16 protein-coding genes are annotated in these 16,174 nt (G+C 72.1%); 5 read left to right on the top strand and 11 right to left on the bottom strand.

The features are described 5' to 3' along the window. Nucleotide 1: 1 nt before the first annotated feature. From treS to IE308_RS11395, 3 genes are all read right to left on the bottom strand, one after another. The gene (treS, locus tag IE308_RS11405; RefSeq protein ID WP_190217785.1) at nucleotides 2–1,720 is read right to left on the bottom strand and encodes a maltose alpha-D-glucosyltransferase; all 1,719 of its coding nucleotides are present in this window, start codon (nucleotides 1,718–1,720) and stop codon (nucleotides 2–4) included. A 31-nt stretch (nucleotides 1,721–1,751) separates the two neighbouring features. Further along, complete coding sequence (locus IE308_RS11400) at nucleotides 1,752–3,707, bottom strand: alpha-1,4-glucan--maltose-1-phosphate maltosyltransferase (RefSeq protein WP_190217784.1); 1,956 nt, start codon at nucleotides 3,705–3,707, stop codon at nucleotides 1,752–1,754. A 72-nt stretch (nucleotides 3,708–3,779) separates the two neighbouring features. Beyond that, entirely contained in the window at nucleotides 3,780–4,076 is a 297-nt protein-coding gene (locus IE308_RS11395) for a DUF5133 domain-containing protein (protein WP_110626242.1), read from the bottom strand. A 294-nt stretch (nucleotides 4,077–4,370) separates the two neighbouring features. Here IE308_RS11395 and IE308_RS11390 point away from each other — a divergent pair, with 294 nt between their 5' ends. Then, nucleotides 4,371–4,877: a pep a2 gene (locus IE308_RS11390; RefSeq protein ID WP_110626241.1), complete on the top strand. Its 507-nt coding sequence runs from the start codon at nucleotides 4,371–4,373 to the stop codon at nucleotides 4,875–4,877. Beyond that, nucleotides 4,874–7,027, top strand: coding sequence for a glycogen debranching protein GlgX (glgX, locus tag IE308_RS11385; protein WP_190217783.1), 2,154 nt, complete (start codon nucleotides 4,874–4,876; stop codon nucleotides 7,025–7,027). Before IE308_RS11390 ends, glgX begins: the two co-directional genes overlap by 4 nt. Before the next feature lie 93 nt (nucleotides 7,028–7,120). Here the strand turns inward: glgX and IE308_RS11380 are convergent, their stop codons facing one another. Next, nucleotides 7,121–7,924 (bottom strand): VOC family protein, encoded by an 804-nt coding sequence (locus IE308_RS11380; protein WP_110626240.1) that lies wholly within the window; start codon nucleotides 7,922–7,924, stop codon nucleotides 7,121–7,123. A 127-nt stretch (nucleotides 7,925–8,051) separates the two neighbouring features. Between IE308_RS11380 and IE308_RS11375 the strand changes: the two genes are divergently transcribed. Beyond that, nucleotides 8,052–8,387: an ANTAR domain-containing protein gene (locus tag IE308_RS11375; protein ID WP_229908832.1), complete on the top strand. Its 336-nt coding sequence runs from the start codon at nucleotides 8,052–8,054 to the stop codon at nucleotides 8,385–8,387. Between the two features lie 63 nt (nucleotides 8,388–8,450). Here the strand turns inward: IE308_RS11375 and IE308_RS11370 are convergent, their stop codons facing one another. After that, nucleotides 8,451–9,242 carry an RNA polymerase sigma factor SigF gene (locus tag IE308_RS11370; protein WP_110635953.1) on the bottom strand — a complete coding sequence of 264 codons (792 nt, stop codon included), beginning with the start codon at nucleotides 9,240–9,242 and terminating at the stop codon, nucleotides 8,451–8,453. Between the two features lie 418 nt (nucleotides 9,243–9,660). Here IE308_RS11370 and IE308_RS11365 point away from each other — a divergent pair, with 418 nt between their 5' ends. After that, entirely contained in the window at nucleotides 9,661–10,182 is a 522-nt protein-coding gene (locus IE308_RS11365; protein ID WP_110626238.1) for a hypothetical protein, read from the top strand. Nucleotides 10,183–10,224: 42 nt separating this feature from the next. Here the strand turns inward: IE308_RS11365 and hemC are convergent, their stop codons facing one another. The 6 genes from hemC to IE308_RS11335 all read right to left on the bottom strand — a co-directional run bounded on the left by hemC (nucleotide 10,225) and on the right by IE308_RS11335 (nucleotide 15,256). Beyond that, nucleotides 10,225–11,160, bottom strand: coding sequence for a hydroxymethylbilane synthase (gene hemC / locus IE308_RS11360; protein ID WP_190217781.1), 936 nt, complete (start codon nucleotides 11,158–11,160; stop codon nucleotides 10,225–10,227). Nucleotides 11,161–11,187: 27 nt separating this feature from the next. Further along, complete coding sequence (locus IE308_RS11355) at nucleotides 11,188–11,658, bottom strand: GNAT family N-acetyltransferase (RefSeq protein WP_110626236.1); 471 nt, start codon at nucleotides 11,656–11,658, stop codon at nucleotides 11,188–11,190. After that, a complete protein-coding gene (locus IE308_RS11350) occupies nucleotides 11,655–12,173 on the bottom strand; it encodes a hypothetical protein (RefSeq protein ID WP_190217780.1) in 519 nt (172 codons plus the stop codon). The genes IE308_RS11355 and IE308_RS11350 overlap by 4 nt, the downstream gene beginning before the upstream one ends. A 74-nt stretch (nucleotides 12,174–12,247) precedes the next feature. Further along, nucleotides 12,248–13,267 carry a questin oxidase family protein gene (locus IE308_RS11345; protein WP_190217779.1) on the bottom strand — a complete coding sequence of 340 codons (1,020 nt, stop codon included), beginning with the start codon at nucleotides 13,265–13,267 and terminating at the stop codon, nucleotides 12,248–12,250. 98 nt (nucleotides 13,268–13,365) lie between these two features. After that, complete coding sequence (locus tag IE308_RS11340) at nucleotides 13,366–14,142, bottom strand: NPP1 family protein (protein WP_190217778.1); 777 nt, start codon at nucleotides 14,140–14,142, stop codon at nucleotides 13,366–13,368. Between the two features lie 130 nt (nucleotides 14,143–14,272). Then, on the bottom strand, nucleotides 14,273–15,256 hold the full coding sequence (locus IE308_RS11335) for an ATP-dependent DNA ligase (protein WP_190217777.1): 984 nt from the start codon (nucleotides 15,254–15,256) through the stop codon (nucleotides 14,273–14,275). A 203-nt stretch (nucleotides 15,257–15,459) separates the two neighbouring features. Here IE308_RS11335 and IE308_RS11330 point away from each other — a divergent pair, with 203 nt between their 5' ends. Continuing rightward, nucleotides 15,460–16,110: a TetR/AcrR family transcriptional regulator gene (locus IE308_RS11330; RefSeq protein WP_110626231.1), complete on the top strand. Its 651-nt coding sequence runs from the start codon at nucleotides 15,460–15,462 to the stop codon at nucleotides 16,108–16,110. Nucleotides 16,111–16,174 lie beyond the last annotated feature (64 nt).

Here is a 16,174-nt window from a genome sequence, read left to right as displayed (position 1 = left end):
CTTACAGTCGGCGGCCGATGCGGGATGCGACTCGGGCGAGCCGGAACCAGTAGAAGCCGTGGCCTGCGAGGGTGAGCAGGTAGGGCAGCTCTCCGATGGCGGGGAAGCGCACGCCGCCGAAGAGTTCGACCGGGTGGCGGCCGTTGTAGGCCCGCAGGTCCAGCTCGGTGGGCTGGGCGAAGCGGGAGAAGTTGTGCACGCACAGCACGAGGTCGTCCTCGTACTCGCGCAGGAACGCCAGGACGGCCGGGTTGGAGGAGTTCAGCTCGGTGAAGGAGCCGAGTCCGAAGGCCGGGTTCTGCTTGCGGATCTCGATCATGCGGCGGGTCCAGTGCAGCAGCGACGACGGCGACGCCATGGACGCCTCGACGTTGGTGACCTGGTAGCCGTAGACCGGGTCCATGATGGTCGGCAGGTACAGCCGCCCCGGGTCGGCGGTGGAGAAACCGGCGTTGCGGTCCGGGGTCCACTGCATCGGGGTGCGCACCGCGTCGCGGTCGCCGAGCCAGATGTTGTCGCCCATGCCGATCTCGTCGCCGTAGTAGATGATCGGCGAGCCGGGCAGGGACAGCAGCAGCGCGGTGAACAGCTCGATCGTGTTGCGGTCGTTGTCCAGCAGGGGCGCGAGGCGCCGGCGGATGCCGATGTTGGCGCGCATCCGCGGGTCCTTGGCGTACTCCGCGTACATGTAGTCGCGCTCTTCGTCGGTGACCATCTCGAGCGTCAGCTCGTCGTGGTTGCGCAGGAAGATGCCCCACTGGCAGCCCGACGGGATCGCCGGGGTCTTCGCGAGGATCTCCGAGACGGGGTAGCGCGACTCGCGGCGCACGGCCATGAAGATGCGCGGCATGACCGGGAAGTGGAACGCCATGTGGCACTCGTCGCCGCCGGCGGCGTAGTCGCCGAAGTAGTCGACGACGTCCTCCGGCCACTGGTTGGCCTCCGCCAGCAGCACCGTGTCCGGGTACATGGCGTCGATCTCGCGCCGGACCCGCCTCAGGAACTCGTGGGTTGCCGGAAGGTTTTCGCAGTTGGTGCCTTCCTCGGCGTACAGGTACGGCACCGCGTCCAGCCGGAAGCCGTCGATGCCGAGGTCCAGCCAGAACTTCAGCGCGGCCAGCATCTCCTCCTGGACGGCCGGATTCTCGTAGTTGAGGTCCGGCTGGTGGGAGAAGAACCGGTGGAAGAAGTACTGGCCGCGCACGGGGTCGAAGGTCCAGTTCGACACTTCCGTGTCGACGAAGATGATCCGCGCGTCCGCGTACTGCTTGTCGTCGTCGGCCCACATGTAGTAGTCGCCGTAGGGGCCGTCCGGGTTCTTGCGGGACTCCTGGAACCACGGGTGCTGGTCGCTGGTGTGGTTCATGACGAAGTCGATGATCACGCGCATGCCGCGCTGGTGGGCGGCGTCGACGAACTCGACGAAGTCGGCCAGGTCACCGAACTCGGGCAGCACCGAGGTGTAGTCGGAGACGTCGTAGCCGCCGTCCCTGAGCGGGGACTTGAAGAACGGGGGCAGCCACAGGCAGTCGACGCCCAGCCATTGCAGGTAGTCCAGCTTGGCGGTGAGGCCCTTGAGGTCGCCGACACCGTCGCCGTTGCTGTCCTGGAAGGAGCGGACGAGTACCTCGTAGAAGACGGCGCGCTTGAACCAGTCGGGATCCCGGTCCTTGGCCGGGGTGTCCTCGAAGGTGTCGTGAACGGGCGAGTTGACGGTCATGACGCTCCTGGCCTCCCTTCAGTGGTGCCGGTCACCGGACGTGGAACACGTGGGCCGGTGCCCGACCGGGCTCCAGGCGTACGTAGTTGGTCCCGCCCCAGCGGTATTCGGCACCGGACAGTTCGTCGCGCACGGACAGGCCGGAGTGCCAGTCCAGGCCGAGGTGCGGCATGTCCAACGAGACCGTCGCCTCCTGGGTGTGGTGGGGGTCGAGATTGGCGACCACGATCACCGTGTCGGCCCCTTCGCGCTTGCTGTACGCGATGACCGCGTCGTTGTCGGTCCCGTGGAAGTGGAGGTTGCGCAGGCGCCGCAGCGCGGGATGGCGGCGGCGGATCTCGTTGAGTCGGGTGATCAGGGGCGCGATGGTGCGGCCCTCGCGCTCGGCGGCCTCCCAGTCGCGGGGGCGCAGCTGGTACTTCTCCGAGTCGAGGTACTCCTCGCTGCCCTCGCGGAGCGGGGTGTTCTCGCACAGCTCGTAGCCGGAGTAGATGCCCCAGGTGGGGGAGAGGGTGGCGGCGAGGACGGCGCGGACCTCGAAGGCGGGCCGGCCGCCGTGCTGGAGGTATTCGTGCAGGATGTCGGGGGTGTTGGCGAAGAAGTTGGGCCGCATGTAGGCGGCGGCCTCGCCGGACAGCTCGGTCAGGTACTCGGTGAGCTCCTGCTTGCTGTTGCGCCAGGTGAAATACGTGTACGACTGCTGGAAGCCGATCTGGGCCAGGGTGTGCATCATCGCCGGCCGGGTGAAGGCCTCCGCCAGGAAGATCACGTCCGGGTCGGCCGCGTTGATCTCACCGATCACCCGCTCCCAGAACACCACCGGCTTGGTGTGCGGGTTGTCCACCCGGAAGATCCGCACCCCGTGGTCCATCCAGAACCTCATCACCCGCACGGTCTCTTTGACGATGCCGTCCATGTCGGCGTCGAAGGCGATGGGGTAGATGTCCTGGTACTTCTTCGGCGGGTTCTCCGCGTAGGCGATCGTCCCGTCCGGGCGGTGGTGGAACCACTCCGGATGCTTGTGCACCCACGGGTGGTCGGGCGAGCACTGGAGCGCGAAGTCGAGCGCGATCTCCAGACCCACGTCGCTCGCCTGCCGGACGAACCAGTCGAAGTCGTCGATGGTGCCGAGGTCGGGGTGCACGGCGTCGTGGCCGCCCTCCGGCGAGCCGATCGCCCAGGGCACCCCGACGTCCTCGGGCCCGGCGTCCAGACTGTTGTTCTTGCCCTTGCGGAAGGTGGTGCCGATCGGGTGGATCGGCGGCAGGTAGACGACGTCGAAGCCCATCTCCGCGATCTTCGGCAGACGCCGGGCCGCCGTGCGGAACGTGCCGTGCGGGCGCTCCGGCGTCCCCTCGGAGCGCGGGAAGAACTCGTACCAGGAGCCGTACAGCGCCCGCTCCCGCTCGACCAGCAGCTGCAGCGGCCGGGAGGCGGTCACCAGGTCCCGCAGCGGATACCGGGCCAGCACCTCCTCGACCTCCGGCGCCGACGCGGCGGCGTAACGCTCCTCGACGGGAAGCGAGTCGTCGAGCAGCGTGCGCGCGGCCGACCGCAGCACCGAGCGGGCCTCGCCGCGCGGCGCACGGGCCGCCGCCCGCTCGTACAGCTGTCCGCCCTCCTCCAGCACCAGGCCCGTGTCGATGCCGGCGGGAATCTTGATCGCGGCGTGCCGCCGCCAGGTGGTGACCGGGTCGCTCCAGGCCTCCACCGTGTACGTCCAGCGGCCCTGCGCGTCCGGCGTCACCTCCGCGCCCCAGCGGTCCGTGCCCGGCGCCAGCTCGCGCATGCGGACCGCCGGCCGGCGGCGGCCCTCGGGGTCCTTCAGGACGATGTTCGCGGCGACCGCGTCGTGCCCCTCGCGGAAGACGGTGGCGGTGATCAGGAAAGTCTCACCCACGACCGCTTTCGCCGGGCGCCTGCCGCACTCCACGCGCGGACTGACGTCGCGCACCGGGATGCGTCCGATGGGCCGGGTGGACTTCATGCTGAACCTCCGCCGTGCTCGATTCCGGGGCGCCGCCCGGATGTTGGATGACCAAGCTGCACCGGGGGAGGCCTAATGCCCCGCCGGGAAACGCCGATTCGGGCGCGTTCCACTCCTGCGCGCGACGTTTTTCGCCCTCCGCGCGCCCTGCTTCCACAGCGCGGTCTCCGTGCCCGACCGCAGATAGCGCTCGGCGGCGTCGGCGGCCTCCCGGGCGCAGCGCTTGCCCATGAGCACGCAGAGGGTGTAGCCGGTGTCCTCGAAGGTGGCCCGGACCGAGCTGTCGGCGGGGGCGGCCAGCATGGCGCGCTCCCACGCCCGGTAGCGCTGCAGATGCCGGGAGACTTCGGCTTTCGCGGGTAGCAGCATGGCGCTGTTCACCTTCCGGGAATTCGAGAGGTACGTCGCCCGGGACACGGGCCGGCCGAGCAAGCAGAGGCGCGGAGTCGTCAAACCTCTCGAGGCCTGCACTCATGGTGCACGGGACATGACCCAGCGTCCTGTTGGATCTTGGTCGTGGTGCGCTCGTGTTGCACGAATGGCGTAGCGGCCGCAGGGTGGGGGGTGACTCAGAAGCGACCTTCGCTCACGCTTCGTGTTCGGGGTCTCGGCCCGCGGGGCCGGGAAGGAGCGCAGAGCGTCGCCGGTGAGGAGCCAACGACGATGAAGACCGCAGTGCCCTGCTACTACCACCTCGACGTGGAAGTCAGCCCGGAACGGGTCCGACAGGTCAGGCGCATTCTGGCCGCGCACCTCCGGTACTGGGACCTCGACACCCTGGTCGAGCCCGTCTGCCGCAGCACCGAGATGCTGCTGAAGGCGATCGACGAACACGCCACCGACAAGAACACCTCCATCGAGATGTGGTGGAACGGCCAGCACCTCATCACCGCCATCGGGGAGAACGACAGCGACCTGCGACCCGACCAGGACCTCCGCAGCTGCTTCGAGCACCTCGCCGCGATCAGCGACGGCTGGGGCTGCTGCGCCACCGACACCGGCAGCAAGGTCATCTGGTTCTCCCAGCGCGCCCGCGCCGGCGACCGCGAACCGCTGGTGCCCACCGCGCCCTCCCCGAAGAGCCTGCGCGAGTTCCTGCAGGTGCCCCGTGAGATGCCGGCCGTGGCCCTGGCCGGCCCGGAGACCGGCGTCCTGGAGACCGCCCGGTGACCGGCCGGCAGAAACGGAAGGCCACGGCAGGGGTGCCCGCCTGGAGCGGGCACCCCTACCCGCTGGGCGCCGCCTACGACGGCCAGGGCACCAACTTCGCCCTGTTCAGCGAGGTCGCCGAGCATGTCGAGCTGATCCTCTTCGACGAGGGCGGGGCCACCCGCCACGTCCCCGTCACCGAGGTCGACGGCTTCGTCTGGCACTGCTACCTGCCGGGCGTCGGCCCCGGCCAGCGCTACGGCTACCGGGTGCACGGCCCCTGGGATCCCGCCCTGGGCCACCGCTGCAACCCGGCCAAGCTGCTCCTCGACCCGTACGCGCGGGCCGTGGACGGGCAGATCGACAACCACCGCTCCCTGTACGAGCGGGCACCGTCCGGGCCCGACCCGTCCGACAGCGCCGGGCACACCATGCTCGGCGTGGTCACCGACCCGTACTTCGACTGGGGCGACGACCGTCCGCCGCGCACGCCTTACGCCGACAGCGTCATCTACGAGGCCCATGTGCGCGGGCTCACCCGGCGCCACCCCGACGTCCCGCGCGAACTGCGCGGCACCTACGCGGGCCTCGCCCACCCGGCCGTGGTGGAGCACCTGACCTCGCTCGGGGTGACCGCCATCGAGCTGATGCCGGTCCACCAGTACGTGCAGGACGGCGTGCTCCAGGACCGCGGGCTGTCCAACTACTGGGGCTACAACACCATCGGCTTCTTCGCCCCGCACAACGCCTACGCCGCCCACGGCACCCGCGGGCAGCAGGTGGCCGAGTTCAAGTCGATGGTCAAGACGCTGCACGCGGCCGGCCTGGAGGTCATCCTCGACGTCGTCTACAACCACACCGCCGAGGGCAACGAGAAGGGCCCCACCCTCTCCTTCCGGGGCATCGACAACGCCTCGTACTACCGGCTGGTGGACGGCGACTGGGAGCACTACTACGACACCACCGGCACCGGCAACAGCCTGCTGATGCGGCACCCGTACGTGCTGCAGCTCATCATGGACTCGCTGCGGTACTGGGTGACGGAGATGCACGTCGACGGGTTCCGCTTCGACCTGGCGGCCACGCTGGCCCGCCAGTTCCACGAGGTGGACCGGCTCTCGGCGTTCTTCGACCTGATCCAGCAGGACCCGGTCATCAGCCGGGTCAAGCTGATCGCCGAGCCGTGGGACGTCGGCGAGGGCGGCTACCAGGTGGGCAACTTCCCGCCGCTGTGGTCGGAGTGGAACGGCCGCTACCGGGACGCGGTACGCGACTTCTGGCGGGCCGAGCCCGGCTCGCTCGGCGAGTTCGCCTCCCGGCTGGCCGGCTCCTCCGACCTGTACCAGCACAGCCGGCGCCGGCCACGCGCCAGCGTCAACTTCGTCACCGCCCACGACGGCTTCACCCTGCGCGACCTGGTGTCGTACAACGACAAGCACAACCAGGCCAACGGGGAGGGCAACCGGGACGGCGAGAGCCACAACCGGTCCTGGAACTGCGGCGTCGAGGGTGAGACCGCCGACCCGTCGGTGCTGGAGCTGCGCGCACGCCAGCAGCGCAACCTGCTGGCCACCCTGCTGCTGTCGCAGGGCATCCCGATGCTCGCCCACGGCGACGAGCTGGGCCGCACCCAGCAGGGCAACAACAACGCCTACTGCCAGGACAACGAACTGTCCTGGATCGACTGGCGGTTGTCCGAGGAGCAGGAGGAGCTGGCCGGGTTCACCCGCCGGCTGATCGCGCTGCGGGCCGGTCATCCGGTGCTGCGCCGGCGCCGCTTCTTCCGCGGCGAGACCGCCACGCACGCCGGGCAGCCGCTGCCCGACCTGGTGTGGCTGCTCCCGGACGCCCGCGAGATGACGGAGGACGAGTGGCTGCGCTCCGACGCGCACTCGGTCGGCGTCTTCCTCAACGGCGACGCGATCGCCGAGCCCGACCGCTACGGCCGCCCGGTCGTCGACGACTCGTTCCTGCTGCTGTTCAACAGCTTCTGGGAACCCGTCGTCTTCCGGCTGCCCGGCCCGGTCTACGGTGAGCGCTGGTCGGCCTGCGTCGACACGGCCGAGCCGGACGGCGTCCCCGACGAGACGGAGTACAAGGCGGCCGCCGAGGTGACCGTGGCGGCCCGCAGCCTGGTGGTGCTGTCCCGGCCGCCGGCGGGCGGGGCGTAGCTCCCCGCACCCGCCGGGTGAGCACAGCGGACGGCCGCCGTCGCGTCCAGCGCGACGGCGGCCGTCTTCCGTGTGGCCGCGGGCCTTCCCGTCTCACCGCAAGGGGCGTGACGTCACCGTGAACTGGGCGCCGTCCGCGTCGCGCAGGACCGCCTCGTCCACGGCCTTGCCCAGCACCGAACCACCGTGCCGTTCCGCCTCCCGGGCGCAGGCCGCCACGTCGGGCACGGAGAAGTGGACCTGCCAGTGCGGCCGGATCGTCGGATCGGGCGCCGCCTCCAGCGCTCCCGACTCGATCCGGGCCACGATGTCGCCGCGGTTGCGCAGCACGACCTCGCCGCCCTCGTAGTGCACCTCGCAGCAGCCGGGCCGGTCCGAGGCCCAGTCGAGGATCTCGCCGTAGAAGATCGCGGCGTCGAACGCGTCGCGGGTGTGCAGCCGGACGAACGCCGGGGCGGCCTGCCGCCAGTTCTCCCAGTTGCCGACCAGCTCGCCCTCCCACACCCCGAAGGTCGCGCCGTCCCGGTCGGCCAGCAGCGCCGCCCGCCCGGGCGGCAGCGACAGCGGCCCCACGGCCACCGTGCCGCCGCGCTCGCGGGCGCGGCTCGCGGCGTCGTCCGCGCTGGGCACGGCGAAGTAGGGGGTCCACGCCACGGCCATCTGCCACATCGCGGCGACGGCGGCGATCCCGGCGACCGGGACGTCGTCCACCAGGGCGACGCGGAAGTGCTCGCCGAGCTTGGCCTTGCGCCACCGCCATCCGAGGACCGCGCTGTAGAAGTCCTGCGTGGCCTCCAGGTCGCGGCTGGTCAGGCTCACCCAGCAAGGTGCGCCGAAGACGGAGTGGGTGGAGACGACCTCCGTCGCGGGGGGAGTGGGGGTGCTGTCGTGGTTCATGGCACTCGCGTCCTGTCTCCTCGGCCGGCGGCCACCGGCCCTCCACCAGTGTCCGGCCGGAAGGGTCGGGTGCGCCTGTCGAGTACCCCCGCTGGCGTCGTGCCGTACCCGAGACGAGGATGGAGGAGTGGCACGAGTACCGCGTGAACCGGACGACGAAACCGGTCGGCTCCTCGAACTGCAGGAGGAAGTCGATCAGCTGAAGGAGGCTGTGTCCTCCCATGCCGTCGTGGACCAGGCGATAGGAATGATCGTGGCCCTCGGCCGGGTGACGCCGGATCAGGGCTGGGAGGTCCTGAAGGAGGTCTCCCAGCACACCAACATCAAGCTCCGCAATGTCGCGGAGCTGATTCTGATCTGGGGACGCGCCGGGGAGATGCCCGAGGACATCCGGGCCGAGCTGGAGGAGGCCCTGGACCGGCACGGCCCCACCCAGATCCCGGGAGCGCCGTCGGTGGGCTGAACCGCCCAGCGGCGGCTCAGCCCTTCGCCGAAACGGGGTGGCCCGGGCCCGGCGGGCGCCGGCTCAGCGGGTCTCGGAGAGGATCTCCTCCCGCAGTTGGGCGAAGCAGCTGCTGAGCAGCCGGGAGACGTGCATCTGCGAGATGCCCAGCTGCTCGGCGATGCAGCTCTGCGTCATCCCCTTGAAGAAGCGCAGGTAGAGAATGGTGCGCTCGCGCTCCGGGAGCGCCTCGATGCAGGGCTTGACCGCGACCCGGTCGACGACGGTGTCGTAGGCGGGGTCGGGGCCGCCGAGCGCGTCGCCCAGCGCGTACCCGTCGGTGCCGGGCATCTCGGCCTCCAGCGACAGCGCGGAGAAGCACTCCAGCGCCTCCATGCCGGTGCGCACCTCTTCCTCGGTGAGCTGGGCCTGCTCGGCGATCTCGGCCACGGTCGGGGCCCTGCCCGGGGTGGTCTGCGCGACCTCCTTGGCGGCGCGCCGGACGCGGTTGCGCAGGTCCTGGACCCGGCGCGGGACGTGCAGCGTCCACATGTGGTCGCGGAAGTGCCGCTTGATCTCGCCGGTGATCGTCGGCACGGCGTACGCCTCGAAGGCCCGGCCGCGGGCGGGGTCGTAGTGGTCGACCGCCTTGACCAGACCGAGTGCCGCCACCTGGTACAGGTCCTCCAGGCTCTCGCCGCGGCCGCGGAAGCGGACCGCGATCCGCTCCGCCATGGGCAGCCACAGCTCCACCAGTTCGTCACGCAGGGCCCGGCGCCCGGGGCCTTCGGGAAGGCCGGCCAGCCGGGCGAAGGCGCCGGCGGTGTCAGGGGCGTCGTCGTGCGGATGCTGGTTGGTTCGGCCGGCGGTACGCATCATGCGTGCCTCCCTCAGCAAGTGCTGGTGGGACAGTCCCATGGGAGGCGCGCGCGGACCGGACAGGCGTCGTCGGGTCCGGCGTGGCCGGTTCCCACGGACGTGCCTCCTGTCCGAAGCACTGTGGGGACCATTCCCCCATTCGGGGCCAGCGAAACAAAATTCGTGAATCAGGCAACTGTGCGCATGCGGGGAACGCCGGTGGGTGAGGACGCGGGGCCGACGGCGATCATGGCCGGACGTGATGTGCGGCACGCCCGTCGAACCGGTCGCGCGGCCGGTTTCCGGGATTCTCCCTGCGCACGGCTTGATCACCGATCAAGGTGGGCGAACTGCCTGGCCACAGCCCATTCTGCTCATTTGACAGTGCACTGAGCCCCTGGATAGGAAGCAGCTTCAAGAGGTCGAGAGGTGGACTGTGGACGAGCCGAACGTGGTCGGGGACTGGCAGGAGTACGACGAGCATGCCGGTCTGCGCGTCCGCGTCCACGGACTCGAGGCGGCCGAGCCGCCGCGCGGACGGGACGACGCCGCCGAGGGGCTGACCTACTTCCGGCTCCGGGTCGTCGTCGAGAACCGCGGTCCCGAGCGCTTCGGCATCCACCTCGAGGACGGTCAGATCGACGTGCGGATCGGCCCCGACGGGGAGTCCGCGTTCATCGACTGGCGCAACTCGCAGTTCATCGAGGGCTTCGACGTCTACCCGCTGCGCCGGGCGACCGCCGTGCTCTACGCCGCCGGGCCCGAGGCCGCGCTCGGCCAGGTGGACGTGCAGATCCAGCTGCGGGTCGACGACGAGTGGGCCGAGCGCCGGCTGTGGACGGGCGGCCTCGGCCTCACGGTCCAGCCCGCCCACGTCCCGGCCGGAGCGGGCCGGGACTGCCTGGCCCACCAGGTGAGCAACTTCCTGCGGGACCAGGCGGAGGAAGGCACCGCCTGACCGCCGCCTGCCCCCGCCCGGCGCCCGGCGGCCCGTCCCGGCTCAGTGCGGGATGCCGTCGATGATCTCCCGGGCACCCTGCCGGAGCAGGGCCACGGCGACCGACGTGCCGAGCGTGGCGGGGTCGAGCCGGCCGGCCCACTCGTGGGCGTTCAGCCGGGTCTTGCCGTCCGGGGTGAACACACAGGCCCGCAGGGACAGTTCGCCGCCGCGGTCCACCCGGGCGTAACCGGCGATGGGGCTGTTGCAGTGCCCCTGGAGGACGTGCAGGAACATCCGCTCCGCCGTGGCCTCCCGGTGCGTGGCGGGATCACCGAGCGCGCTCACCGCGTCGATCAGGTCCCGGTCGCCCTCCCGGCACTGCAGCGCGAGGATGCCCGCCCCGATCGGCGGCATCATCGTCTCCGGCGACAGCACCTCGCTGATCACGTCCGTGCGTCCGATCCGCTCCAGCCCCGACACCGCGAGCAGCAGCGCGTCCGCCTCGCCCGCGGCCAGCTTCTCCAGCCGCCGGTTGGCGTTGCCCCGGAAGGGCACGCACCTGAGGTGCGGGTGGGTGGCGGCGAGCTGGGCGACGCGGCGCACCGAGGACGTGCCGACGCGGGTGCCCGGCGGCAGGTCGTCCAGGGTGAGGCCGCCGGGGTGGACCAGGGCGTCGCGGATGTCGTCCCGCTTCAGGAACGCCGCGAACACCGTGCCGGCCGGCAGCGGCCGGTCCGCGGGCACGTCCTTGACGCAGTGCACCGCCAGATCGGCCTCGCCCGCCAGCAGCGCCGCGTCGACCTCCTTGGTGAACGCGCCCTTGCCCTCGACCTGGGAGAGATCGCCGAGCCACTTGTCGCCGGTGGTCCTCACGGGCACCACCTCGGTGCGCACGTGCGGGTGCGCCGCGGCCAACTCGGCGCGGACGCGCTCGACTTGGGCGAGTGCCATGGGCGAGTCACGGGAGACGATGCGGATGAGTTCCGGAGCGGACATGCGGGACACGATAGACCCTCGGGAGGGTCAGGGAGCGACGCTCAGGGTGTAGCGCAGCTTCTCCTTGGCGCGGGCGCCGAGCCGGTCGTAGAAGCGCACCGCGCCCTCGTTCCAGGCCGGGGTCTGCCACTGCACCTCGGTGAGGCCCTGGGCGCGCGCCTCGGCGACCACCGCGTCCACCAGGAGCGGGCCGAGCCCGAGGCCGCGGTGGCCCGGCGCGAGGAAGAGGCAGTCCATGTGCAGGTAGGCGCGGCCCTCCCAGGTCGACAACTCCGGCGCGCAGGTGGCGTACCCGGCCAGCTCGCCGCCGGGCAGCTCGGCGACCAGGCAGCGCAGCCGCGGCTCGGGGGTGCCGAACAGCAGCGTGCGCAGCCGCTCGGCGAGGTCCGGGACCGGGGGAGCGGCCCGCTCGTAGGCGGCGTGCTGGGCGGCGAGTTCGGCGACGCGGGGCAGATCGGCGGGTTCGGCGTGCCGCACACGCGGCTCCCCGGCGGTCATCGCAGCGCCCCTTCGACGGTGTCCGCACGCCACGCGGCCAGCCGGCCGGCGAGCGGCCCGGTGCCGTCCAGGACGTGCCGGGAGAACGCCTCGCGCTCATGGGCGAGGACGGCCGCCTCCCACACGCACGGGGCGAGCCCGGCCCGCCCCGGCCGCAGCAGCTCCGGCTTCCCGGCGGGGCCCGTGAACACCGCCAGGTCCGCCATGTGCCCCTCGATCCAGGTGTGGACCAGCACGTAGTCGCCGTCGCCGCCCGCGTGCACCAGCACCACCGCGAGTCCCAGGGAGCCGCGGTGGCGCGCCGACGCCAGGTGGGCCTCGGCGATCTCCAGGGCCGCCCGCGCCTCCTCGTCGCCGACGGTGCGGCCGGGCGCCTCGATCGCGTACACCTTCACCAGGTGCCCGGCCGCCTCACGGGCGCCGAGCGGCCGGCCGGCACGCGCGTGATGACCGCCGGCGAGCGCGAGCAGCGCCTCGGCCGGTACGTCGGCCGGGAGTTCGTCCTCATGATCCATAGGGCCCATCATGCGCCGGACGGCGGACAGCCGTCCACGCACGGGCGGTGAGGGGTCGCCCCGGCTCGCGGGGGTCAGTCCGTCAGCGGCCGGCTCAGTTCGATCGCGCGCAGCGCGGCCGCCAGCGCCTGCTCGTCGCCGACGTCCAGGGCCGTGTCGGTCAGTTTGATCACGTGTTCGTCGCCGTGGGCGAGGGCCCGCTCGACGACCTCCTCGGGCGTGATGTCGCCCGGCGGGCGGTAGGCCACCGGTTCCGCCGGGGCGTACATCGCGGTCACCGCCGCGGACGCCGTCCACGCGGCGTGCAGGCTCGGCACCCACAGCGGCCGGGGCAGCGAAGGCAGCGTGCGCAGCACCGCGTTGGGCGCCGTCGCCGCGTGCACCAGCATGGTCTCCTCGCCGTGGCCGTGGGTGGCGTACCGGTGCGTCGCGGCACGGACCAGCTCCGTCAGCCGCTGCCGGGCCGTGTCCGGGTCGTGTACGTCCTCCGCCCAGACGGGCAGCCGGTGCACGGCGGCCAGCCGGGCGAGGTAGCCGCCCTGGTCCGAATCGATCCGCGGTACGGCGTCCAGGGCCGCGTCGGCCGTGGCGGCGCCGGGCAGCGTCTCCAGGCCGGTCACCGGCAGGTGACGCGCGGCCCAGTAGCCGAGCGCGTGGGCGAGTTCGGTCAGCCGAGGCTCGTTCTGCTCCGCCTCCAGGGCTCGTACGGCGTGCCCGACCCGGATGACCGGGTGGGTGGCCGCCGCGTACAGCCCGGGCAGCAGCCGCGGCCACCACTCGGCGAGGACGTCCCGCCACGGGCGGTCCGCGAGGGCGCGCGTGAAGTAGGCGATCCAGTCGGCGGCCCGGCGGGGGTCGCCGAGCGCCTCCCGCCAGTCGGGGTCGGTGATTTCCGCGACCGGGGTGGGGAACTCCTCCAGCCGGTCGCTGTAGAGGTCCAGCCAGTGGTGCACGTCCCCGGCCCGGCCGCGCGAGGCGAGGGACTCGGCCACCATGGGGGCGTGGTTGCTGAGCCACCCCCCGAACTCCGGACCGGAGGTGTGGAGCCGTTCCAGCGCTTCGTCGAGCCGTCCGCTCGTGTCCTTCGTGGTCATGACGCGACCCTACGGCGGCGCCCGAGCCGCGTGATCGGCCCGCGGGCGGACCCCGGCGGGGCGTGGGTCCTAGGTCCGCGGGCCGATCGCCCGTACCGCTACGCGCTGGGGTCGAAGGGGATCCCGGACGGCTTCGCCGAGGCGAGGTGGGAGGCGTAACTCGCGTCCTTCAGGCCGAAGTGGGCGCTGCCGAAGTCGTAGGCGCTCAGCTTGTCCCGCAGACCGGCGGGGTAGCCGTTCCAGCCGACGAGCGGCGGGTACTGCCAGGTGCCCTTGTGGTTCTCGGGCGGCTCGTCGTTGCCGTTGGCCAGCCGGAAGCAGTGGGTGCCGATGCCGTCCTTGTGGTAGACGACCTTCGCGTGGGTGCCGTCGAAGCGGACCTCGGAGGCCGCGTGCACGGTGAACGAGCCGTGGTTGGAGGTGGACACGTACTTCACCTGGTTGTCCTGCACCCACACCACGACGTGTTCCCAGTCGTGCCGGTGGCCGCCGATGCTGATGCCCGGGAGCGCCTGGTCCTTCTCGAAGTACAGCCCGTACATCACGGCGCACCAGCCGTTGTTGCACTTGGCACGGGAGTAGCTGTTGGTGTTGTCCAGGTCGGAGGCGTCGCGGCAGTTGCCGTTGAGGGCGCCGGTCGGGTTGAGGCCGGTGTTGATGCTGCCGTCGGGTCCGATGGCGGGGGTGGGGTAGCAGCCGTCGGTGTCGTAGTCGAAGGCCGGCTGATAGGTCCGCTCCAGGTCGTCGGCGTTGGCGGGCAGCGCCGGGGGCGGTGCGGCGAAGGCGGTGGCGGGGAAGGCCACCACGAGCGCGGCGGCGGCGCCGAGTCCGGTGAGCCATCTCCTGCGGTGGATACGGGATCTGGGTGACGACACTGCGTCCTCCTCTGCTCCGGGCGCAGCCCAACGGCTGTGGGGGGAAGGGGAGTTCAGGGTGCCCTGTTTTGCATGTCCGCGCCAAGAGGGGGTGGGCGTCTCGCCGGTGAAGATCAGCCCAACGGAAAGATCACGCCGGCGGCCCGGGCAGGTCCGCCGCCGACTCCTCGGGGCTCAGGTCCTGCCGGAGTCGCAGCCAGGACGGCTGCCGCAGCATGCCCGCGCGGGTCCGGGTGCTGTAGCGGACCTCGCCCACCAGCCGGGGCAGCACCCAGTGGGCGTCCCCCAGTCGCGGCGCGGGCGTGAAGGGGCATGTGTCGGTCGCCAAGTCCCGTAACAGGTCGGCCAGTTGCTCCCGTTCCGCCTCGCTCCAGCCGGTGCCGACCCCGCCGACATAGCGCAGGACGCCGTCCGGGGACCGCTGGCCGACCAGGACGGCGCCGGGCAGCCCCGTCAGCCGTCCCTTGCCGGGCAGCCAGCCGCCGATGATCACGTCGACGCCGTGCATGTTGCGGATCTTGATCCAGGAGCGGGAGCGCACCCCCGGCTCGTACACCGAGTCGAGCCGCTTGCACACCAGGCCCTCGAGGCCGTGCTCCCGGGTGGCCCGCAGCGCCTCGGCGCCGTGGCCGACGAGCGCCGCGGGCGTCGACCAGTAGCCGCCGGTGAGCCCCAGGTCCAGCAGTTCCGCGCGCCGCCGGGTGTAGGGGAGCGCGAGCAGCGAGCGCCCGGCGAGGTGCATCACGTCGAACACCACCAGGTGCACCGGCGCCTCCGCGGCCCGCCGGGCGGCGCGGCGCGGGGCGTGCGCCAGGCCCATGCGGGACTGCAGCAGCTGGAAGTCGGCACGCCCCTGCGCGTCGAGCGCCAGCACCTCCCCGTCCAGCACGGCGGGGGTGTCCCCGAGCGCGTCGCCCAGCGCCAGCAGCTCCGGGTAGGCGCCGGTGATGACCTCACCCGACCGGGCCCGCAGCACCACGCTGCCGTCGCCGGGCAGATACACCACCACACGCTGCCCGTCCTGCTTGGTCTCATAGGCCCAGCGCGCGTCCTGCGCGGCGGGCGGCAGGGTTCCCGGGGTGGCGAGCATGGGGGAGATGAGCGGCAGGGTCACGGCAGAAGGTCTCGACGCCCCGGCGCCCGGCCACGCGCCCCCGCCCCCGGTTTCCACCGAACGGCGCACCACCCCCGGCCGCCGAGGCCCCGGCTGCACTGGAAGGGATGCCCTCACCCCGTGCGACGTGCGCTTTTGTAGGCTTCCCTGGCGGGACGCCGCCCGAGCGGGCGGGCGGCGCCGTTTCCGGGACGGTGGTGGCGATGGCGGGCAGGTCGGTACGGGCGGAGCAGACGGGCGCGACCCGCGAGCTGATCCTCACCGCGGCCGAGCGGCTGTTCGCCGAGCGCGGCGTGTACGCGGTGTCCAACCGGCAGGTCAGCGAGGCCGCGGGCCAGGGCAACAACGCCGCCGTCGGCTACCACTTCGGCACCAAGGCCGACCTGGTCCGCGCCATCGCCCGCCGGCACGCCGGGCAGGTGGAGGAGATCCGCGGCCGGCTGGTGGCCGAGGCCGGCGACGCCCGGGACGTGCGCACCTGGGTCTCCTGCCTGGTGCGGCCGGTGACCGGGCACCTGGCGGCGCTGGGCAGCCCCACCTGGTACGCCCGCTTCTGCGCCCAGGTGATGACCGACCCCGCCCTCTACCCGATCATGATCGAGGAATCCCTCGCCTCCCCGTCCCTGCGGGTCGCCGTCGACGGGCTGAACCGCTGCCTGGCGGACCTCCCCGAGCCGGTGCGCGCGGAACGGGGCGCCATGGCCCGGCACCTGATCCTGCACACCGCCGCCGAACGCGAACGCGCCCTCGCCGAGGGCACCCCCACGCCGCGCGCCACCTGGGAGGAGGCGGCCACCGGCCTGGTCGACGCGCTGGTCGGCCTGTGGACGGCCCCGGTCACCGGACCGGCCTGAGCGGGGTCCGGGACCTGTGGCGCGGCGCCGGGGCGGGGGCCGGACCGTGGCGGGATCCGGCACC

The organism is Streptomyces griseosporeus (assembly GCF_014656055.1).
Classification (GTDB): domain Bacteria; phylum Actinomycetota; class Actinomycetes; order Streptomycetales; family Streptomycetaceae; genus Streptomyces; species Streptomyces griseosporeus.
This window is presented reverse-complemented; position numbering and strand designations above follow the sequence as displayed.